The sequence below is a fragment of the Streptomyces sp. JLBT605 genome, assembly GCF_058215555.1.
The window spans coordinates 3,202,342-3,222,636 of sequence record NZ_CM177087.1 but is presented as its reverse complement, the minus strand read 5'-3'; the positions used below and the strand labels follow the sequence as shown (position 1 = coordinate 3,222,636).

Below are 20,295 nucleotides of genomic sequence, written 5' to 3'. Positions count from 1 at the left end.
AGAATGACGCAGAGAGTCTGACTGGTGCTGGCCGTATGCACTTTTCGCGATACCCAATCTCACTCGGTCACCGGGTCATGGCCTTGCTGCTTTGCGCGGTCGTTCCCCTTGCCGTACCCGCCGTCAACGTCTCCCAGCAAGGTTCGCCCTAGATCATCCCGCACGTCGATGCCTTGACGTCGCATGAAGTCTCGCAGTGGCGCTTCTGCTCTCTGTTCGCCTCCCCGGTAGACCTTTGTCTGCTCCTCATGGCTTAGTTCTTCGATTTGCTCCTTCTTCTTGTCGATTTCTGCCTCGCTGCCATCGCCGATGATCTGACCGATGCAGTGATTGATGAATTCGCTGCCTACGTCTGTCGCGAGCGGGACGGCGAAGGCTGTGACCCCGGTGGCTGCAGGATTGTGGGGAATGAGTAGTGTTCCTGTTGCGACGGTCGCCGTTACTCCGAATTCTGTCCACGCCGCCTGTTTCGCCACAGCCCTCTCGAAATCCTCCAGCTTTTTCACTCCCTCGGCCTCGATCTGATTTGCTCGCGATTCGTCAAGGTGTCCCTGGACCTCTGCGCCGATCGCCACAGCCGAGCGAACGTAGCCCTTGTCGTCGGAGTTGTTCGCATCGAAGGGATGCTCCAGGAGGCTCGTCGTGTAGATCTGCTGTGCCTGGCTAACAGCCGCATAGGCATCAGGATGCTGCCCGAGGGCACTCAGGAACTCTCTGACCTGATCTCGATCAGAGGAAAGGTGCTTGTCGAAGTCCCTCTTGGGGGCATAGATGCTGGTGTACTCCCGGTCATCGATGGCCCAGTCGATGTCACCCATATATCCAGCGCTCATTCTGCCAAGGCTTTCCGAAAGGGCCTCTTGTCTCTTCAGGAGCTCGGCATCGTGGCCATAGATCCCGATCACCTCGTCCATGAGATCGGCGGCCTTCTCGTTGCGCACCAATGGCTTCGGATCATCCCAAGCATGTCCCAGCGTCGCCGACTCCAGCGCGTGGCCCAGCGCCTTCGACGTCTGGCCGTCGGCCGACTTCGCAGCGGTCGAGTCCGACTGGTCAGTGTCGGGGAAGGACGCGTAGTCCTCGTCGGCGAAGTAGTTCAGATAACTCCCGCCGATGTCACCGCCCAGGTCTGATTCGCCGTTCTTGGCGAGGGAGCCGTCCTCGTTGTACAGGACTGGGGTTTCGGAGAAGAACTGCTTCGATGCTTGGGGGCTGTGGCCCAGGGCCTCCAGGACCGAGTTCACCGGGTCATAGCCAGCGCCGTTCTTGCCGTTCGGGTTGAAGGCGGTCTTGTAGGTGGCGCTCTGGTGGCCTGGGTTGAACCTGTCCGGATCGTCGGCGTGGAGTTGGGTCACATGCTCGGCGATCGGGTTGAGGAACTTCGGGTCGTAGTCTCCGTAGCGGAGGATCCCGCCGAGGACCTGGTAGCCGTATGGCGCGTCGTTGGGGTCGGTGCCCTGGGTTTGAGTCAGCGGCTGGGTGCCTGATTTCCGTAACGCCGGGCCCCACTGGCGGGTGAACTCCGCGTCGTGGGAGGCCCTGGCGAGGTTCAGGCCCAGACCTCGCTGGAGCTTCCGTACGCCCTCCAGCCTCTTCTTGTTGTCTTCGCCATACTGACTGGAGTACGTGGCGAGATCGGCGTAGAGGGTGAGCGCCTTCTCCGGCTGGAACTGCTGGTAGAAGCGCTTGGAGAAGGCCATGCTCCCGCTGTTGTCGAGCAGGAGTTCATCGAGCTGGGCAAGCTCGGTATCGCTGATGTCGGAGCCTTCGGAGAAGAGCCGGGCCGCGCGGGTGGCTTCCTCCTGGTCCAGGGACGTGTACGTGGGCGCGGTGAAGTCGTGCGCCTCCTTGCTGTTGGCCGCCAGGGCGAGCTTGAGCGACTCGTCCGCGTCAGAGCAGTTGTCCACGATCTGGTCGATCTTGCGTTGCCAGGCATCGGCGGCCGACTTCTCCTTGGCCAACGCCGTGGCGTAATCCGGGTCATGGCGCGCGGTCGGGTCGTTCTCCAGGGGGTAGGCGCGCGTCACCTTGCCGTGGCCGTCCACCCGGATCCCGGCCTCCGGGCCGTCCTTGTCCCTGATGCGGATGAGTTCGTCCCGAGCCTTCTCGAAGCTGCTGTGGGCGTCTTCCAGGAGGAGCTTGATGCCCTTGGCGGCTTTGGCCGCGTCAGCGAACTCCCGTGCGGTGCTGCGGATGAACTGTCGGGTCACGTCGGCGTTGACGCCGGTCCAGTCGGCGCGGTCGGCCTTGGCCTGCATGCCGTCGCGGGCATCGGTCGCCATCGTCTCCAGCCGGCGGGCCAGCTCGCCCCAGTCGGTCACGGCGGTCTTCAACCGGCCCACCGGTGCGTGGATCACGTCCTCGTACTTCACCGGCTGCCTACTTCCAGTACTCGGTGATCTTGGAGACCGAGGCGAAGTTCCCCTGGATGTCCTGCTCGTCCTTGGCGTGGGCCGCCTTGGTGTAGTCGAGATGGTTGGAGATGCGCGCACAGGCCTCCAGCAGGGTGTCCATCTGGGTCACCCAGTTCTCGTTGACCTTGCGCAGGGCGGTGCCGGAGACGAAGTTGTTCTGGGTGAGCGCCGTGGCTGCCAGGGCCGAAGCCTGCTTGGCGTGGCCGCCGTTCTCGGCCATGGAGGTGTGCAGCTTGTAGGCCTCGTTGCCGACGGCGCCGAGGTCGTTCCGTCTCACGGTGAGGTCGGCGGCCGACGTGCCGCCGCCCGTACCGTTCAGTCTCATCTTCGCGCGGGCTTCCGCCTGTTGGCGTGCCCGCCCCCACTCGTCCTCGAACGACACCGCATCCCCCCTGGGTAACCGGCTGTAGTCGTATGCCCACCGTATGAGGGGGCGGTGGGCGGCGTCAGGCGGTTGCGGGGATTGGAGGGTGCGGGGTGGGGGCGCTGGTCGCGGGCCGCTCAAGAGGCTGAGGTGACCGGGTGCGGGAGGTTTGAGAACCGGATCGTCATACGTGCGGGGGAATCGGGGCGCTCGGGGGGATGTGCCGGGATTCTGTGGGCAATTCTCCCTTCGCGACGTCGTGACGCGTCTGGGGCGCTGAAGGACGGCAGCACGCGGAGGGGCGATCTGACAGGAGTCGACGGAGCCGTGGTGATGCGATGAGTTGAGGGATCAGGTGAGGTAGGACGGTCAGGTCGCGCGGTGGCACTCGGGTGCCACCGCGCGGTCGTGTCTTGACAGCACTGAATGATCTGACGGATAGTCAGGAAAATCTGCCGGGTGGTGCGGAGGCCCCGGCCCCAGCGGCTGGGGTGCCGACGACCAGTGACCTGGGGGCGTCGATGACCGAAGAGCCGACCGACGACGTGTACGAGCGGCTGCGGGGGTTCGAGGGGTGCGCCGCGGTGCGCGGCGGGGTGGGCAAGGACCTGGTCAACGAGCCGATGATCAGGCACTGGTGCGAGGCGATGGGGGACACCCACCCCCGCTACCCAGCCGTCGCGCCGCCCACCATGCTCCAGGCCTGGACGATGGGCGGGCTGTCCGGCCACGCGGGGCGGTCGGCGGAGTACGACGAGCTCCTCGCGCTGCTCGACGGGGCCGGGTGCACCTCGGTCGTGGCCACCGACTGCGAACAGGAGTATCTGCGTCCGCTGCGGCCCGGGGACCGGATCGCCTTCGACGTGGTGATCGAGTCGGTGTCGCAGCGGAAGCGCACCAAGCTGGGCTCCGGGTACTTCGTCACCACCCGCATGGACGTGCGGGCCGACGGGGAACTGGCGGGGAGGCATCGATTCCGGATCCTCAAGTACGCCCCGGCGGTCCTCAAGGAGGCTCCGGAGGTGGTCAAGGAGGCTCCGGAGGTGGTCACGGACGTTCCGGCGGCGGGTGCGGGCCCGGCCCGTGCTGGGGCGCCGGGAGTGGCTCCGGCCGAAGGGGCGCCGCGCCGGCCGCGGCCGGTGGTGAATCGGGACAATGCCGGGTTCTGGGAGGGCGTCGCCCGGCACGAGTTGCTGATCCAGCGCTGCGCGAGGTGCGGAACGCTCCGTTTCCCCTGGTTGCCGGGGTGCAACGCTTGCGGTGGGCAGCGCTGGGACACCGTGCGGGCCTCCGGGCGGGGCACGGTGTTCAGCTATGTGGTGATGCACCACCCGCCCTTCCCGGCCTTCGACCCGCCGTACGCCGTGGGGCTGATCCAACTCGCCGAGGGAGTACGGATGATCAGCGACATCGTCGGGGTGCCGTACGGGGAGGTGCGGATCGGAATGCCGGTGGAGCTGGAGTTCCTGCGCGTGGACGAGGAACTGGAGCTGCCTGTCTTCCGGGGGTCGCGGTGACCGCGGGCAGCGGCGAGCTGCCGCGCGGCGGGGAGGAGTTGCCGTCGCTGGTGGTCCCGGTGACCCGGACGCTGATCGTCTCCGGCGCGCTCGCCTCCCGTGACTACCAGGACGTTCACCACGACGTGGAGGCCGCCAGGGCGAAGGGCGCGCCGGACATCTTCATGAACATCCTCACCACCGGCGGGCTGGTCGGCCGGTACATCACCGACTGGGCCGGGCCCGGCGCCGAGCTGCGTCGGCTGTCGATCCGGCTCGGGGCGCCGAACTATCCCGGCGACACCATGACGCTCACCGGCCGGGTCACTGAGATAACTGGCGTCACGGGGGCTGATGGGGCCGGTGAGCGCGGTGGCGAGGTGCTGGCGGAGGTCGCGGTGGTCGGGCGGAACGGGATCGGCAGCCATGTCACCGGCACCGTGACGGTCGCCCTCCGGCGCGAGGCGCGGGGACGGGCCGGGCCTGGCGACGCGGGCGGTTCGGCTGGTCCCGGCGACACTGGCGGTTCGGCTGGTCCCGGCGGCGCGGGCGGATCGGGCGGGGCCGAGGAGGAGGGGCGGTGACGGCGCGCCGTGCGGACGGCCTTGCCGGCCGGGCCGCGATCGTCGGGATCGGGGCGACGGAATTCTCCAAGGACTCCGGGAGGAGCGAGCTGAAGCTGGCGGTGGAGGCGGTCCAGGCGGCGCTGGAGGACGCCGGTCTGGCGCCCGCCGATGTCGATGGCATGACCACCTTCACCATGGACACCAGCCCGGAGATCACCGTCGCGCAGGCGGCCGGCATCGGTGAGCTGACCTTCTTCTCCCGGGTGCACTACGGGGGCGGCGCGGCCTGTGCCACCGTCCAGCAGGCGGCGCTCGCCGTCGCCGCCGGGGTCGCGGACGTCGTCGTCTGCTACCGGGCGTTCAACGAGCGCTCCGGCCGCCGCTTCGGTTCCGGCGTGCAGCGGCGCGAAGCGTCCGCCGAAGGCGCCGCGCTGGGCTGGGCGCTGCCGTCCGGCCTGCTCACGCCAGCCTCCTGGGTGGCCATGGCGGCGCAGCGCTATCTGTATGCGTACGGGCTCACGCCGGAGGTTTTCGGCCATGTCGCCGTCACCGGCCGGCGATATGCCGCGACCAACCCGGCCGCCTATTTCCATGGCAAGCCGATCACTCTCGACGATCACGCGGCCTCGCGCTGGATCGTGGAACCGCTGCGGCTGCTGGACTGCTGCCAGGAGACGGACGGCGGTCAGGCGATCGTGGTGACCAGTGTGGAGCGTGCCCGCACGCTGCGCAGACGTCCTGTGGTGATCAGCGCGGCGGCGCAGGGCGCGGGTCGTGCGCAGGAGCAGATGACGAGCTTCTACCGGGACGGGCTGACCGGGCTGCCGGAGATGGAGGTGGTGGCGCGGCAGCTGTGGCGGAACAGCGGGCTGACGCCCGCCGACATCGATGTGGGCATCCTCTACGACCACTTCACGCCATTCGTGCTGATGCAGTTGGAGGAGTTCGGATTCTGCGGGCGGGGTGAGGGCGCCGGGTTCGTGGCCGCGGACGCGCTGCCGCTCAACACGCACGGCGGTCAGCTGGGCGAGGCGTATCTGCACGGGATGAACGGGATCGCCGAGGCCGTGCGGCAGCTGCGCGGCACCGCGGTCAACCAGGTGGCCGGTGCCCGCCGGGCCCTGGTCACCGCGGGCACCGGAGTGCCGACGTCCGGACTGATCCTCAGCGCGGACTCCGCCGCCCCGGGTCCCGCGCCCGGTCGCGCTCCGGGTTCCGGCACGAGCCCCGGACCCGGCCGAAACCCCGGCTCCGGCCGCGCCCGGGACACCGCGCCCGCCGGCGGGGCAGACGGCTGAACCGCGCGGATGCCCCGCGTGTCAGGCGCGGCGGTCCGGCGTCCGGCGCCTTCACTCGGCCTATGGACCGACATGACAAGAAGGACATCAGATATACGGTCGGCCTCATCGCGTCGCTGACCTGCCTGGCGGCGGGCGTCGTGCTGCCGGTGCCCACGCCCGCGGAGGCCCGCCCGGCACCCGCGCGGGCGCCCCGTACCGCCGGAGCGCTGCCTGACACACCCGATCTGCCCGATCCCCGCGTCTACGGGGCCGCGGTCTTCGACGGCTGGGCGTTCGACACCTGCCACGCCCCCTCGCTCACCACCCTGGCGGCCTGGCGCGGCTCGCCGTACGGGGCCCTCGGCATCTATTTCGGCGGCCGCGGCCGGGCCTGCCCCAGGCAGCCGAACCTCTCCCGGGCCTGGGCGCTGAGTGCGCAGCGGCTGGGCTTCGAGTTGCTGCCGGTCTATGTGGGCTCGCAGTCGCCCTGCGTCCGCAACAAGCACAAGCGGCGCTACCGGATCAGCGGAGACCCCTGGGAGCAGGGCCGCAGGGAGGGGCGTGACGCCGTGCTGCGGGCGAAGGAGCTCGGCATGGTGAAGCGCAGCGCGCTCTACCTCGACATGGAGGCCTACAACCGGAAGAGCACCGGCTGCGCGCGCACCACGCTCTCCTTCATCCGGGGCTGGAACCGCGAGGTCCGCTCACACGGCTACTTCCCGGGCTTCTACAGCAGCGCCGACTCGGGGGTGCGCCATCTGGAGACCGCCCGCCGGTCCGGGCTGCACGATCTGCCGTCGGTGATGTGGTTCGCCCGCTGGCACAGGGACCCCGCGCTCTACGGGGAGCCGTCGCTGGCGGACGCGGCCTGGCATCCACACCGCCGCATCCATCAGTACGCGGGCAATGTCAGTGAGAAGTACGGTGGGCGCAGGATGCACATCGACCGGAACAAGGTGGACGCCCCGGTCGCCATCCTCGATTGAGGTCTTGCCGGCGCCCTCCCTTCCGGGGCATCCCTGAGTGGTGGGGCACCTCCTCCAACCGCAGGAGGTGGTGCCAGCACCCCCACGTACAACCAGAGGCGGAGTCCGCTTCGGCACCTGCGGCCGATCCCTCGCGGGCCTCACGCTCATAGCGTGGGGGCATGACCACGCCCGTGTGCACCAGCGCTTCCACTGCCGTGTTCCCGTCGTTCAGCTCGTACGTCCGGGCACGCGGACCGGTCCTGCTGCGCACCGCGCGTTCCCTCACCGCCAACGTCTGCGATGCGGAGGATCTGCTCCAGACCGCGCTGACCAAGACCTTTCTGGCCTGGGAGCGTATAGAGGACCACCAGGCGCTGGACGGTTACGTCCGCCGCGCGCTGGTGAACACCCGCACCTCGCAGTGGCGCAAGCGCAGGGTCGACGAGCTGGTCTGCGACGAGCTGCCGGAGCCGGATCCGGTCCCGGCGCCGGACCCGGCCGAGGAGCAGCTGCTGCGTGACGCGATGTGGCGGGCGGTGCTGCGGCTGCCCGACCGGCAGCGGGCCATGGTCGTCCTCAGGTACTACGAGGACATGAGTGAGGCGCAGACCGCGGAGCTGCTCGGAGTGTCGATCGGCACGGTCAAGAGCGCCGTCTCCCGGGCGCTGGGCAAGCTGCGCGAGGACCCGGAGCTCAGCTACGCGGCCTGATCGCGACCGAGGAGCGCGGCGGGCGCCCAGCGCCGGGCCGGCCCCGGCACGCGGAGAGAGCGAAACGGGGGGTAAGAACGGGGCGTCGGAACCGGGCGTCGGAACGGGGATCAGTCGGCGGGCTGCTCCGCGAGGCGCTTGATGCCGTCGAGGGTGGTCTCCATGGCCGCGCGCAGGTCCGCGAGCCGGCCGGCCACGATCTTCTCCTCCAGATCGGGCCAGCGCCTGATGGCGACGGTCACTCCGGACTGCCCGGGTCCGATCGTCACCGAGTGGCGGAGCCGGGTGCCGTTCCCCTCGGGCGCGAGGGTGAAGCTCCAGGAGGCGATCGGCTTCGCCGGGTCGGTCGTGGGCTCGCCGTAGCGACCGTCCGCGTCCATGGGGCACCAGGTGAAGGTCTGCTCCGGCGCGAACTCGACGACCTGTGAGACGGTCCGCCACTCGCCGAGCTTCGGGTTCTTGTTGAAACCGGCGAAGCGGGCGCCCAGCGCCGGGCCGGTGGCGCCGTCGAGCCATTCGACGCGGTGCAGCTCGGGACTGTGCCGGGCGGGCAGCTCGATGTCGGTCACCAGCTCCCAGACCCGGGCCGGGGCGGCCGCGACATGGATCTCGGCGTGGGTGGTGGGCGCGTCGGCGAACCGCATGCTGTCGTGCATGGTGATCCCTCCCGGGGGACTGACTGGGACTGACGACATCCTGGGGCTGGTACATCCTGGACGCGTTCGCGCCATCGATGATCACAAACCGCAATGGGCCGGTCAATCCTTTGATCTCCTTGTCAACCCCCAAGGAATTACTTGGCTGTCGGGGTCGGCGGGCCGGTGCGGCCAACGGGGGCGAGGGCGGCCGAAACCGGCCTCGGGTAGTGACATACCAGCTGGTACGGCAGCACAATCAGCGGCAACCTTACTCGCGCGTAAACCGCCCCTCGGGAGGCTCCCCGGTGTTGAGCACGATGCAGGACGTACCACTGACCATCAGCCGCATCCTGCGGCACGGGTCAACGGTGCACCGCCGGTCCACCGTCACCACGTGGACCGGTGCGGAGCCGCAGCGGCGCACCTACGCGGAGGTGGGGGCACGGTCCGCGCAGCTGGCGCACGCGCTCGGCGACGAGCTCGGCGTGGTGGGCGATCAGCGGATCGCGACGCTGATGTGGAACAACGCCGAGCACCTGGAGGCGTACCTGGCCATCCCCTCCATGGGCGCCGTGCTGCACACCCTCAATCTCCGGCTCCCCGCCGAACAGCTCGCCTGGATCATCAACCACGCGGCGGACCGGGTGATCATCGTCAACGGTTCGCTGGTGCCGCTGCTCGCCCCGCTGCTGCCGCGGCTCACCTCCGTCGAGCACGTCATCGTCAGCGGCCCGGGGGACCGCGCGCCGCTGGAGGGCGCCGGGGCGCACGTCCACGACTACGAGAACCTGATCGCGGGCCGGCCCACCGACTACGACTGGCCGGAGCTCGACGAGCGCACCGCCGCGGCGCTCTGCTACACCTCGGGAACCACCGGCGATCCCAAGGGCGTGGCCTACAGCCACCGCTCGGTCTATCTGCATTCGCTCCAGGTCAACACCGCGGAGTCGTTCGCGCTCGGCGCCGGCGACATCATGCTGCCGGTCGTCCCGATGTTCCACGTCAACGCCTGGGGCACACCGCACGCCTCCTTCATGGCGGGCACCTCGCTGCTGATGCCCGACCGCTTCCTGCAGCCCGCCCCGCTCGCCGAAATGATCGAGACCCAGCGGCCCACCATCGCGGCCGCCGTGCCGACCATCTTCCAGGGGCTGCTCGCCGAACTCGACGCCAAGCCCCGCGACATGTCGTCGCTGCGCAGCGTGATCATCGGCGGTGCGGCCTGTCCCCCGGCCCTGATGCGGGCCTTCGAGGAGCGGCACGGGCTGCGGGTCATCCACGCCTGGGGCATGACCGAGACCTCGCCGCTCGGCTCGGTCGCGCATCCGCCGGCCGGCGTCACCGGCGAGGAGGCATGGGCCTACCGCGCCACCCAGGGCCGCTTCCCGGCCTCCGTGGAGGCGCGGCTCGCCGCGCCCGGCGGCGGATTCCTGCCCTGGGACGGGGAGTCGGCGGGCGAGCTGGAGGTGCGCGGCCCGTGGATCGCGGGCGCGTACTACGGCGGCGCGGGTGGCGACCCGTTCCGCCCGGAGGACAAGTTCAGCGAGGACGGCTGGCTGCGCACCGGCGACGTCGGCACCATCTCGCCGGACGGCTATCTGACGCTCACCGACCGGGCCAAGGACGTCATCAAGTCCGGTGGCGAGTGGATCTCCTCGGTCGACCTGGAGAACCATCTGATGGCGCACCCGGATGTCGCGGAGGCGGCGGTGGTCGCCGTGCCGGACGAGAAGTGGGGCGAGCGGCCGCTGGCCACCGTGGTGCTCAAGGAGGGCGCGGAGGTCCGGTACGAGGAGCTCAAGGCGTTCCTCGCCGAGCGGATCGCGCGCTGGCAACTCCCCGAGCGGTGGGCGCTGATCCCGGTGGTGCCCAAGACCAGCGTCGGGAAGTTCGACAAGAAGGTGATCCGCAAGCAGTACGCGGACGGGGAGCTGGACGTCACCCGGGTCGACTGAGACGTCACCAGAGTCGACTGAACGGAAGGGCGCGGGGGTTGATCCGGCCGGTGCCGACTTCGGCCGGACCAACCCCGCCTCCTCCCGGGAACGTCAGCCGGTACGTCCCGGTCGCCGGGCCGCCGAGAGCCAGCCCAGCAGCAGCCAGGCCGCGGCGACCGCGCAGACGCCGTTCCAGCCCCAGCTTTCGAACGCCGGGGCGGCGACGGCCGAGGCCACCGCCCCGCCGACGAACGCCGCCGACACATAGGCGGTGTTGGCCGTGGCCGGGGTGTCGGTGGACGTCAGGGCCCGCGTCTGGTTGGCGACCTGGCCGGCCACCAGGCCCGCGTGCAGCAGCACCGCCGCCACGCACAGCGCCCACAGCTGCCGCCCGCCGAGCCAGAACAGCGGCACCGCCACCGCCGCCGCGGCGTAGGCGGCGGCCACCACCCGCTGGGTGCCGAAGCGGTCCACCAGCCCGCCGGACAGCGGCGCGACCAGGCTGGAGGTGAGTCCGAAGAGGCCGAACAGCCCGGCCGTCGCCGTGGAGAGGTGGTACGGGGCGCCGGTCAGCAGCAGCACCAGGGCCGTCCACAGCGCGCTCCACGCCCCGTACATCCCGCCCTGGCGCAGGCAGGCGCGGCGCAGCTCGGGCGAGGTGACGAGCAGCCGCGGCACCCGGACGACACCGCGCAGCGCGCCCACCCTGAGGCGGGGCCGGTTCTCGGCGGGCAGCAGCGCGGCGGTGATCAGCCCGGTGAGGATGGTCAGCCCGGCCGCGCCGAAGAAGACCGCGCGCCAGCCGTACGCCTGACCGGCCAGCCCGCCCAGCACCCGGGCCGCGACGATGCCGAGGAACAGGCCCGCGACGACCGCCCCGACATGCCGGCCGCGCCGCTCGGCGGGCGCCCGCTCGGCGATCAGCGGCACCAGCAGCTGCGGTACGACGGTGGCGGCGCAGGCGACGAAGAGTGCGGCGGCGAGCGCGGGCAGCCCGGGCGCGAGCGCGGCGACGGCCATCGCCACGCCGGCCGTGACGGAGAGGCCACCGACCAGGCGGCGGCGGTCGGCGGTGTCACCGAGCGGGGCGAAGAGCAGCAGCCCGGTGGCGTAGCCGAACTGGGAGACCGAGGCGATCCACCCGGCCGCGGCCGGGCCGACGCCGAGGTCCCGGCCGATCAGGTCGAGAAGCGGCGCGGCGAGGTAGATGTTGGCGGCGGTCACGGCGGTGCACAGCGCGACGATCGTCAGCAGAAGACCGGCCCGCGGCGCTCCGCCGCGCTCACCGGGTGCGCCAGGTGCACCGTGCGCGCCAGGTGCGCGCGTGGCGGACGCGGCGGTGTGCGGGGAGGACCTGGCGGTGCCGGGGGCGTTCCGGGCCGGATCGGCGGTGCCGGGGGTGGCGGCGGTGCCGGAGGCAAGAGCCGGGGTGGGTGAGGCGGCGCTGGCGCGAGGCATGGCGGCTGCTGCTCCTGGGTTGTAACCAACTGGTTGGTTATGAGTCTGCAACCTACCGCCGAGCACTGTCAACCAATTAGTTGGTTACCCTGAGGCCATGGCAGCAAGGGATCCCGAGGCGACCAAGGCCCGCATCTTCGCGGCGGCGACCGCGGAATTCGCGGCGCACGGCATCGCGGGTGCCCGCATCGATCGCATCGCCCGCGACGCCAAGGCCAACAAGCAGCTCATCTACGCCTACTTCGGCGACAAGGCCGAGCTGTTCGCCCAGGTCCTCCAGCGCGCCCTGCTCGACCTCGCAGCCGCCGTCCCGGTCGACGCCGAGGACCCCGACGGCTACGCCGACCGGCTGATGGACTACCACGTCGCCCACCCCGAACTGCTGCGCCTGCTGCTCTGGGAGGGCCTGGAGTACGGCCCCAGCGCGGGCATCCCACTCGAGGAGCAGCGCCGGGCGCACTACACGGCCAAGGCCGAGACCTTCGCCGCCGCGCAGCGGCGCGGCACGATCCGCTCCTACATCCCGCCGCAGGACCTGGTCTTCATGATCAGCGCACTGGCGGGCTGGTCCACGGCGGCGCCGCAGCTGCGCCGGATGCTGGTCGGCGACACGGCCGAGGACACGGACCGGCTGCGGGAGTCCGTCCGCACCGCTGCCCGCCGGCTCACCGGCTCGGACGGTTCCTGAGACCGCCGGTCGCTGACCTCAGCCGTCGCTTCCGGGTGGCGCCGTCAGCCGTCAGCCGTCGCCGTCAGCCGTCGGCGTCAGTCGGTGCCGTCAGTTGGTGCCGATCTTCGCCAGGAGGTCCACGATCCGGGCCTGCACCTCCGCGCTGGTCGAGCGCTCGGCGAGGAACAGCACCGTCTCGCCGGAGCTCAGCCGCGACAGCTGACCGGGGTCGATGTCGGCCGAGGTGTAGACGACCAGCGGGGTGCGGTTGAGCAGCCCGTTGCCGCGCAGCCAGTCGACGATCCCGGCGCGGCGGCGGCGTACCTGCATCAGGTCCATCACCACCAGGTTCGGCCGCATCTGCGAGGCCAGCGTCACCGCGTCCGCGTCCGCGCCGGCCCGCGCGACCTGCATGCCACGCCGCTCCAGGGTCGCGGTCAGCGCCATGGCGATCGCTTCCTGCTCCTCGATCAGCAGGACCCGGGGCGGGTGCTGCTCGCTGTCCCGCGGCGCGAGGGCCTTGAGGAGTACGGCCGGATCGGCTCCGTAGGCCGCCTCCCGGGTCGCCTGGCCGAGCCCCGCGGTCACCAGCACCGGCACCTCGGCGGCCACCGCGGCGGTGCGCAGCGACTGCAGCGCGGTGCGCGTGATCGGCCCGGTGAGCGGGTCGACGAACAGCGCGGCCGGGTACGCGGCGATCTGCGCGTCCACCTCCTCGCGGGAGTTGACGATCACCGGGCGGTAGCCGCGGTCGCTCAGCGCCTGCTGGGTGGACATGTCCGGCGCCGGCCACACCAGCAGCCGACGCGGGTTGTCCAGCGGCTCCGGCGGCAGTTCGTCGTCCTGCGGCAGCGGCGTCCGCTCGTCCATGACCTCGATCGCGCCGTTCGGCCCGTCCAGCGGCTCCGGCCCCTCGGCGCCGTCGTCCGGCGCGCCGATCGCGAACGCCCGACCGGGCTCGCCGGGCGCCCCGCGCAGCTGCGACGACTGGCCGGCCGGCTGCTGCGGTGAAGGCTGGGCCTGGCCGGGCTGGACTTGGCCGGGCTGGGGCTGGGAGCTGCGGTCCTGCGGCTGGGAGCGGCGGCGTCCGGCGGGTTCCGGCGCAGCGGCCGGAGTGCCGTCCTCCGCGGGCTCCGAACGGGCCGCGAGCTTGCGCCGCCGACCGGAACCGGGCACGGCGGTGCCACCGGTGGGCGTCGGCGGACCCTGCGGTTCACCGGCCTGCTGGGCGAACGGCACGCCCTGGCCCAGGGTGCGCACGCTGATCGCGCGCCCCTGCGAGGCGTCCGCGCCCGGCATGGGGGCGGCAGCGGGGAGTGCGCCGGGCTGCCGGGGCACGGCCGGTCCGCCCTGGGCGGCGGGACCATCGTCGGCGGTGCCCCGTCCGTTGCCCAGGCGCCCGGGGGCAGCGGCGGCCGAGACATCCGGACCGCCGGTGTTCGCGGTGGCGTCGGGCCCTTCGGGGACACCGACGGCCTCGGGCAGCGGCTGACGGGCCGCCTCCTCGGCCAGGGCCCGCCGCGCCCGCCGCCGTCCGGTCGGCTCCTCGGCCGACCGGCCCTGCGGCAGCGCCGCCGCCTGCGAGGCGTGTGACTGCTGTGCCGGATGGGACGGTTGGGCTGGGTGAGTCGCGCGTCCTTCCGACCGGGGCTGCGGCAGCTCATAGGCGAGCCCCACCGCCGCGCCGCTGGCCATGTCGTCAGCGAAGTCGTCTGCGAAGTCGTCTGCGAAGTCGTCAGGGAAGCCGTCGGGGGCGTCCTCCACCGCTCCGCGTGCCGTGGGGAGCGCAGGCTGAGCGGGCAACGCGGCGTGCGCGCCGGAACGCGACTGAGCGGGCACCGGTGCGATCTGCGGCTCCGTGGCACCGGCCGGATCGCCCTGCGCGGTGCGGCGGCCGGCCGCCCGAAGGCCGGCGGGCTGCGGATCGGTCGGGACCGGACCGTCTCCGGCGACGGGCCATGCGGCCGACCGCGGCGCCGAGTCGCCGGCGTCGTCGGGCTCGTCAGCCTCCGACCACTGGCCCGGCCCGGCCGCGTCGGCGGCAGCGGCGGGCAGCGGCCGGGCAGCGCGCCGGCCCTGAGGCCCGCCGGTACGGGCACCGTTCGGCCCGGCCTCGCGCGGGTCGGCCGTGAATCCATCCGGCGCTGCCGCTCCCTGGGATGCCGGATCGGCCGCGCCCGAACCGGCCACGCCGGGCGGGAACGCTTCAGCGGCGAAAGGCCCCCGGGGGTCCCCCGCCGGGACGGGCCCCCGGCCGTTTCCGGCCGGGAACGGTCCGCCAGTGTCGCCGGGCGCGGCAGGCCCGTGGCCGTCCTCGGCCGGGAACGCCTCGCGCGGGTCGCCTGCCGGTACGGGACCGCGGCCGTCTTGCCGCGGCAGCGGGCCCTGGTCGCCTCCGACCGGAAGCGGACCGCGGGCGGCACCGGGCGGGAACGGCCCGCGGAGCTCACCGGCCGGGACGGAGTCCGGTCCGTCTCCGGTCGGGAGCGCCTCGCGAGGATCGCCTACGGGTACGGACCCGCGGCCGTCCTGCCGCGGCTGCCGCCCACGCCTTCCGCCATGGGGGACAGGCGCACGGCCACCGCCGGCCGGAAGCGGACCCTGGCCGCCACCGGGCGGGAACGGCCCGCGGAGTTCACCGGTGGGGACGGCATCCGGCCCGTCCTCGGCCGGGAAGGGGCCGCGAAGATCACCGGGCGGGAGCTGATTCCGGCCACCGGCCCGCTCACCGCTCCCCGGCGCCTGACCGCGATCGGCGGACATGCCGGCCGGGTCGGCCGCCCCGCCCTGCGCGGGCACCAGACCGGCCGGGCCCAGCTCGGGCGGCAGCCCACCCTGCGGCGCACGGTCGGCCGCGGCCGGCGGCAGCGCGAACGGCGTACGCCCGGCCGCCGGCTCGCTCGCGGACTCCGGCCCCTGGGGGCCCCGCGCTCCCCGCGAACCCTGGTGTCCGGCGGCCTCGGCGACCGGCGACCCGGCAGCCTGCCCCGCCGCGTCGCGCGCGGGCGTCTCCGTCAGCGCCCGGCGCGCCCGGCGGCGCCCGGTCCCCGGCGGCACCTGTACGGCCTCGGCCTGCGCCGACGCGGGCAGTGCCGAGACGGCAGCCCCCGGGCCACCGGGAATACCGACCCCCGCGCCCCCCTGACCGTCGGCGCCGTCCATGCCGCCCATACCGTCCGGGCCATCCGGATGGCCCGGGATCCCGGCTCCGTGCGTGCCGGAGTGCGCCGCCGTCCGCCGCGGCCCGCCCTCGAAGTCCTGGACGGCTTCGGGCCCATGGCCGCCGTCGGCCTGCCGCCCGGCATCAGCCGCCGCGGGCGGAAGCGCGAACACGGCCCGGCCGGGCCGCGGAGCCCCGCCCTGCGCACCCTGCGATCCGTCCGTCCGCCCGGCCGCGTTCCGGCGAGCCCGTCGGCCGGTCGGCGCCGGGTACGGCTCATCGCCCGGCCCGCCCTGCGCGGCCACCGCGGAGGACGCGGGCACTCCGGAGGACGCGGGCATCCCGGAGGGTGTGGGCACGCCGGTGGACGTGGGCATCCCGGCGGGCCCGGCGGCCGTGCCGCCGTCGGCCGGTGCGGGAGAACCGCCGTCGCGGCCGTGCCGGTTGCCCCGCGCCCGGTGCGGCTCGCCGCTTCCGGCCGGTCCGTCGGCCGGCTGCTCCTCCTCCGGGCTCCGGCGCGCCCGCCGCCGCCCGGTCGGCTGCGGTATGGCGACGGCCGACCCGCCACCGTCCGTACCGCCCGCGCCCGTCGACGCAGCCATGCCGTCGCCACCGCCCGGGCCGTCCTGGGCGGCGTGCGCGCCCGCCCCGGCCACGACCGGCTCGCCATGGGTACGACCGGAGCCACCAGCTCCGACCCCCCGGCCCTCGGTCCCGTCAGCCGCGCCGGCGGACGCGCCCGCACCAGCGCCACCGGACGTCTCGCCGGAGAGCGCACCGCCCGGGCCACCCGCGGTGTTTCCCGCGGCGGCGATGCGGCGCGCCCGGCGGCCCGTCGGGGCCGCGGCGGCAGCCGGCACCGGTGCGCCCGCGCCGGCCGTGGCGTCCGAATCCGCTCCCGGGCGCTCCCCGGAAGCGGCGCTCATCTCGCCCGTCGACGAAGCCCTGCCGTCCGTCGCACCGCCACCGGCACCACCGGCACCACCGGCACCGGCCCCCGCACCGTCGGTCTCGCCGGCCGCCGCCTCGGAAGCCCCGGCTCCGCCCGGATTCCCAGCCCCGCCGGACGTGCCTGCGGCCCCGGTCCCGGCAGCCGTGCCGTCGGCCGCGCCCTCGGGACCGTCACCCGGGACGGCCGCGGCGGCCACCGGCACCTCCAGGACATAGGCGGTCCCGCCCGTCCCCGGCACCTCATGGGTCTGCAGCACGCCGCCGTGCCGCCGCACCACCCCGCGCACGATCGGCTCGTGCACTGGGTCGCCGCCCGGGTAGGGCCCGCGCACCTCGATCCGTACGGCCTCGCCGCGCTGCGCCGCCGCCACCACGATCGTGGAGTCACCGGTGGCCGGACCGGCCGCGTGCCCGGTCGAGTCGACCCCGGCCACGTCCGCGATCAGGTGGGCGAGCGCCTGCGCCAGCCGCGCCGGATCCACCTCCGCCTCGATCGGCGGCGCGTGCACCGCGAACTGCGCCCGGCCCGGGCCGATCAGCTCGACGGCGCCCTCCACGCCCGCGGCGACCACGCCATCCAGCGAGACCTTCCGCAGGGTGAGCTGCTCGCGGCCCGCGTCCAGCGCCTGGAAGCTGAGGACGTTGTCGACGAGTGTGGTCATCCGGGCATATCCGGCGGCCAGATGGTGCAGGATCTGGTTGGCCTCGGGCCACAGCTGGCCCGCCGGATCCGCGGCCAGCGTGCCCAGCTCGCCGCGGAGCTGGAGCAGCGGCCCGCGCAGCGACTCCCCGAGCACCGCCAGCAGCTGGGTGTTCCGCGCGGCCAGCGACTCGTACTGGGCGGCGTGGAGCGCCTGCTGGGCCTCATAGCGTTCGGTCTGCTCGGCGAGCATGGCGTCATAACGCTCGGTCTGCTCGGCCAGCATGGTGTCGTAGCGCTCGGTCTGCTCCGCGACCATGCTGTCGTAGCGGCTGGTCTGTTCGGCCAGCATGGTGTCGTAGCGTTCGGTCTGCTCGGCGAGCATCGTGTCGTAGCGCTCGGTCTGTTCGGCCACCATCTCGTCGAACGGGCGCCGGTCGGTGAACGTCATCACCGCGCCCACCAGCTGATCGCCGTCCCGCACCGGGGCCGTGGTCAGATCCACCGGAACCTGGCTGCCGTTCTTGGCCCACAGCACCTGACCGCGCACCCGGTGCTTGCGGCCGGACCGCAGGGTGTCCGCGATCGGCGACTCCTCGTACGGGAACGGCGTGCCGTCCGGCCGCGAGTGGTGCACCAGCGCGTGCAGCTCCCGGCCGCCCAGGTCGCTGGCCCGGTACCCCAGTATCTGCGCGGCGGACGGGTTGACCAGGACGACCTTGCCCTCGGTGTCGACGCCGACCACGCCCTCGGCCGCGGCGCGCAGGATCATCTCCGTCTGGCGCTGCTGGCGGGCGAGTTCGGCCTCGGTGTCCAGGGTGCCGGTGAGGTCGCGCACGACGAGCATCAGCAGCTCGTCGCCGGTGTAGCTGTGGTGATCGACGTACGGGGTGCCGCCGTCCTCCAGGTTGGCGCTGGTGACCTCGACCGGGAACTGCGTGCCGTCGGTGCGCCGCGCGATCATCCGGGTCGGCCGGGTGCGGCCGCCGTCCTCGGAGTCGGGGCGGCGCATCGAACCGGGGATGCGCTTGGAGTCGAAGGCGGGCAGCAGATCGAGCAGCCCACGGCCGACGAGAGCGGTGCCGGGCGTCTCGAAGCTCTCCAACGCGATGTGGTTGGCGTTGACGACCGTGCCGTTGCAGTTGACCAGCAGCAGGGCGTCCGGAAGGGCATCGAGTATGGCTGCGAGGCGAGCAGCGCCTCGGGATGGCCTGCTGCTCACGACGACGCTTCCTCCCTGGTTACCGCACCTTGCCGGCACCCGCCGCCCTGCCGACCCGTCCGTCGGCCCGCCCGCGGAGTGCCACTGGGAGGGAGTCTAAGGGCAGCGGAAGCGGGAGCGGCGGGGGATCTGGGGGAGGTAATGCCACGGCCTTGTGCGACTCGCCGCACCCCGGACATGTGGGTTCCGTCACGAACGGGCCGACGGCAGCAACGGCACGAGCCTGTTCCAGCGGGCGATCTCGCAGCCGTCTTCCCTGCTGAACCGGGCGTCGACGCGCCGGCCGGCCCACGTCCCGACGACCCGCGCGGTGGCCGGGCCGCCGTACAGCATCGTGCACTTCGTGCCGGCCGGCACCGGCGCGAACGGGTCCCGTCCCCAGCGCGTCAGCCGGTCCAGCCGGTCGCAGGCGGACTCCGCGGTGGCATGCGTGCCGCCCGCCGGGTGGCAGTCCAGCGTCCGGGTCCCGTCCCGCGCCGGGTTGCCGGTGCCGAGGACGGTGACGACCAGCTGGTCGGACGGTTCCAGGTGCGGGCCCCGGCCGAAGGGGGTGAGGTAGCGGTCCGGGATGGGGAGCGGCAGCGGCGAGGCGGCCGCCGGGGAAACGCACGTCATGGCGGCTGCGGTCACCGCGGCGGCGGTCACACAGCTGAGGGAGGTGACGGTGGCGATACGGCGCAGCAGCGGCATGGCACGTACTCCTGGTGTGCGCGGTGGGTGCGTGAGGGCGTGGGTGCGTCGGAAGTGGGGTGAGGAGGAGCAGGGCCCCCGCGGCCCCACCGCCCTCCCTGACGCTTTAACGCTCCGCCGCCCCGCACGTTGCGCGCGCTGCGGCCATCGGGGCTGCCCCGGCCACCACCGGCCGTCGCCCACGGCCGCCGCCTCCGGCGCGACCGCCACGTATCGACGCCTCGCACACTTCGCCCGCCGCCCACCGAGCGGCACGCTTCGCCCGGCACGCATCGAAATGGCCTTTGCCGCAGCGCCCGGCGGCCTAGTACCGTAGTACGCGATTGGTGGCCTGCCACTGGGCTGTGCCATCATCTGCACACACGCCGTACATCGCGCTCGCGCGAGGTGGCCGGTGTCGTGCTGGAGGCGTCGCCTAGTCCGGTCTATGGCGCCGCACTGCTAATGCGGTTTGGGTCTTACCGCCCATCGAGGGTTCAAATCCCTCCGCCTCCGCTTCTGAAGGAGCCCTGGTCGTTCTCGACCGGGGCTCCTTCGCGTTTCCGCGCGAGTGCCTCTCCGAAGCGCGTTTCCGCTCGGGCACCCCTGCGGCGATGGACCCGCAGGCCCCACCTCCGGCGATCTTGGCGCGAGCGCGAGCAGGGCGTTCCTGGGGGGTGTTTGTCCAGGTCAGAGGTGGTTTGGCAATCGGATTTCGCGTGACGCCGCAGGTCATGTAATGTTGTTCCCGCAACGCCGACCGGCAAGAAAAACCGCCGGGAAGCCAAGCGCTCGTAGCTTAACGGATAGAGCACTTGACTACGGATCAAGAGGTTGCAGGTTCGAATCCTGCCGAGCGCGCAGCAGCTGAGAGGCCCCTTCCGATCATCGGAAGGGGCCTCTGGCGTATGCGGTCACAGCGGCGCCGGCAACGCTGACGGCGGCCCCGGCGGAATGGATTTCCCATCTGCGGGGTGCTTGACGTAGAGTTGCGTTTACCGACGCGGGGTGGAGCAGCTCGGTAGCTCGCTGGGCTCATAACCCAGAGGTCGCAGGTTCAAATCCTGTCCCCGCTACTCATCACCGAGGGCCCGGCATTCAGATGCCGGGCCCTCGGTCGTTTGCGCGTTCCTTTGCGGCCGGGCATTCCCG

11 protein-coding genes, 3 tRNA genes and 2 pseudogenes are annotated in these 20,295 nt (G+C 72.4%); 10 read left to right on the top strand and 6 right to left on the bottom strand.

The genetic code is table 11. The features are described 5' to 3' along the window. Positions 1-59 precede the first annotated feature (59 nt). Positions 60-2,372 carry a hypothetical protein gene (locus AC4BDD_RS13940; protein WP_490691315.1) on the bottom strand — a complete coding sequence of 771 codons (2,313 nt, stop codon included), beginning with the start codon at positions 2,370-2,372 and terminating at the stop codon, positions 60-62. Positions 2,373-2,379: 7 nt separating this feature from the next. After that, positions 2,380-2,739, bottom strand: a complete 360-nt coding sequence (locus AC4BDD_RS13935; RefSeq protein WP_490691314.1) for a hypothetical protein — start codon at positions 2,737-2,739, stop codon at positions 2,380-2,382. Between the two features lie 560 nt (positions 2,740-3,299). Here AC4BDD_RS13935 and AC4BDD_RS13930 point away from each other — a divergent pair. From AC4BDD_RS13930 to AC4BDD_RS13910, 5 genes and pseudogenes are all read left to right on the top strand, one after another. After that, positions 3,300-4,295: a bifunctional MaoC family dehydratase N-terminal/OB-fold nucleic acid binding domain-containing protein gene (locus tag AC4BDD_RS13930; protein WP_490691313.1), complete on the top strand. Its 996-nt coding sequence runs from the start codon at positions 3,300-3,302 to the stop codon at positions 4,293-4,295. A gap of 17 nt (positions 4,296-4,312) precedes the next feature. Then, positions 4,313-4,741, top strand: a pseudogene (locus tag AC4BDD_RS13925) (MaoC family dehydratase); the annotation flags it as partial. Positions 4,742-4,854: 113 nt separating this feature from the next. Continuing rightward, positions 4,855-6,015 (top strand): annotated as a pseudogene (locus tag AC4BDD_RS13920) (lipid-transfer protein); the annotation flags it as partial. A 185-nt stretch (positions 6,016-6,200) separates the two neighbouring features. Next, on the top strand, positions 6,201-7,106 hold the full coding sequence (locus AC4BDD_RS13915) for a DUF1906 domain-containing protein (RefSeq protein ID WP_490691312.1): 906 nt from the start codon (positions 6,201-6,203) through the stop codon (positions 7,104-7,106). Between the two features lie 161 nt (positions 7,107-7,267). Further along, positions 7,268-7,798, top strand: coding sequence for a SigE family RNA polymerase sigma factor (locus tag AC4BDD_RS13910; RefSeq protein ID WP_490691311.1), 531 nt, complete (start codon positions 7,268-7,270; stop codon positions 7,796-7,798). Between the two features lie 110 nt (positions 7,799-7,908). On the opposite strand, the gene AC4BDD_RS13905 is transcribed toward AC4BDD_RS13910, so the two are convergent. After that, positions 7,909-8,454: an SRPBCC family protein gene (locus AC4BDD_RS13905; protein ID WP_490691310.1), complete on the bottom strand. Its 546-nt coding sequence runs from the start codon at positions 8,452-8,454 to the stop codon at positions 7,909-7,911. A gap of 287 nt (positions 8,455-8,741) precedes the next feature. Between AC4BDD_RS13905 and AC4BDD_RS13900 the strand changes: the two genes are divergently transcribed. Continuing rightward, positions 8,742-10,391 carry a long-chain fatty acid--CoA ligase gene (locus AC4BDD_RS13900; RefSeq protein ID WP_490691309.1) on the top strand — a complete coding sequence of 550 codons (1,650 nt, stop codon included), beginning with the start codon at positions 8,742-8,744 and terminating at the stop codon, positions 10,389-10,391. Positions 10,392-10,484: 93 nt separating this feature from the next. Here AC4BDD_RS13900 and AC4BDD_RS13895 read toward each other — a convergent pair whose 3' ends face one another. Further along, positions 10,485-11,831 (bottom strand): MFS transporter, encoded by a 1,347-nt coding sequence (locus AC4BDD_RS13895; RefSeq protein WP_490691308.1) that lies wholly within the window; start codon positions 11,829-11,831, stop codon positions 10,485-10,487. 97 nt (positions 11,832-11,928) lie between these two features. On the opposite strand from AC4BDD_RS13895, the gene AC4BDD_RS13890 reads away from it, so the two are divergent. After that, positions 11,929-12,519 (top strand): TetR/AcrR family transcriptional regulator, encoded by a 591-nt coding sequence (locus AC4BDD_RS13890; RefSeq protein WP_490691307.1) that lies wholly within the window; start codon positions 11,929-11,931, stop codon positions 12,517-12,519. A 90-nt stretch (positions 12,520-12,609) separates the two neighbouring features. Here the strand turns inward: AC4BDD_RS13890 and AC4BDD_RS13885 are convergent, their stop codons facing one another. Together AC4BDD_RS13885 and AC4BDD_RS13880 are read right to left on the bottom strand one after the other, a co-directional pair. Then, the gene (locus tag AC4BDD_RS13885; RefSeq protein WP_490691306.1) at positions 12,610-18,474 is read right to left on the bottom strand and encodes a response regulator; all 5,865 of its coding nucleotides are present in this window, start codon (positions 18,472-18,474) and stop codon (positions 12,610-12,612) included. 189 nt (positions 18,475-18,663) lie between these two features. Then, positions 18,664-19,164, bottom strand: coding sequence for an SSI family serine proteinase inhibitor (locus AC4BDD_RS13880; protein ID WP_490691305.1), 501 nt, complete (start codon positions 19,162-19,164; stop codon positions 18,664-18,666). Positions 19,165-19,568: 404 nt separating this feature from the next. Between AC4BDD_RS13880 and AC4BDD_RS13875 the strand changes: the two genes are divergently transcribed. The 3 genes from AC4BDD_RS13875 to AC4BDD_RS13865 all read left to right on the top strand — a co-directional run bounded on the left by AC4BDD_RS13875 (position 19,569) and on the right by AC4BDD_RS13865 (position 20,219). Next, positions 19,569-19,659 (top strand) — tRNA-Ser (locus AC4BDD_RS13875). 272 nt (positions 19,660-19,931) lie between these two features. Continuing rightward, positions 19,932-20,004, top strand: a tRNA-Arg gene (locus AC4BDD_RS13870). A gap of 141 nt (positions 20,005-20,145) precedes the next feature. Further along, positions 20,146-20,219, top strand: a tRNA-Met gene (locus tag AC4BDD_RS13865). Positions 20,220-20,295: the final 76 nt, after the last annotated feature.

What these genes read in the sequence shown, in the direction of transcription:
- AC4BDD_RS13935 (WP_490691314.1), bottom strand. Translation starts at nt 2,739, where the DNA reads ATGAGACTGAACGGTACGGGCGGCGGCACGTCGGCCGCCGACCTCACC.
- AC4BDD_RS13930 (WP_490691313.1), top strand. Translation starts at nt 3,300, where the DNA reads ATGACCGAAGAGCCGACCGACGACGTGTACGAGCGGCTGCGGGGGTTC.
- AC4BDD_RS13915 (WP_490691312.1), top strand. Translation starts at nt 6,201, where the DNA reads ATGGACCGACATGACAAGAAGGACATCAGATATACGGTCGGCCTCATC.
- AC4BDD_RS13910 (WP_490691311.1), top strand. Translation starts at nt 7,268, where the DNA reads ATGACCACGCCCGTGTGCACCAGCGCTTCCACTGCCGTGTTCCCGTCG.
- AC4BDD_RS13905 (WP_490691310.1), bottom strand. Translation starts at nt 8,454, where the DNA reads ATGCACGACAGCATGCGGTTCGCCGACGCGCCCACCACCCACGCCGAG.
- AC4BDD_RS13895 (WP_490691308.1), bottom strand. Translation starts at nt 11,831, where the DNA reads ATGCCTCGCGCCAGCGCCGCCTCACCCACCCCGGCTCTTGCCTCCGGC.
- AC4BDD_RS13890 (WP_490691307.1), top strand. Translation starts at nt 11,929, where the DNA reads ATGGCAGCAAGGGATCCCGAGGCGACCAAGGCCCGCATCTTCGCGGCG.
- AC4BDD_RS13880 (WP_490691305.1), bottom strand. Translation starts at nt 19,164, where the DNA reads ATGCCGCTGCTGCGCCGTATCGCCACCGTCACCTCCCTCAGCTGTGTG.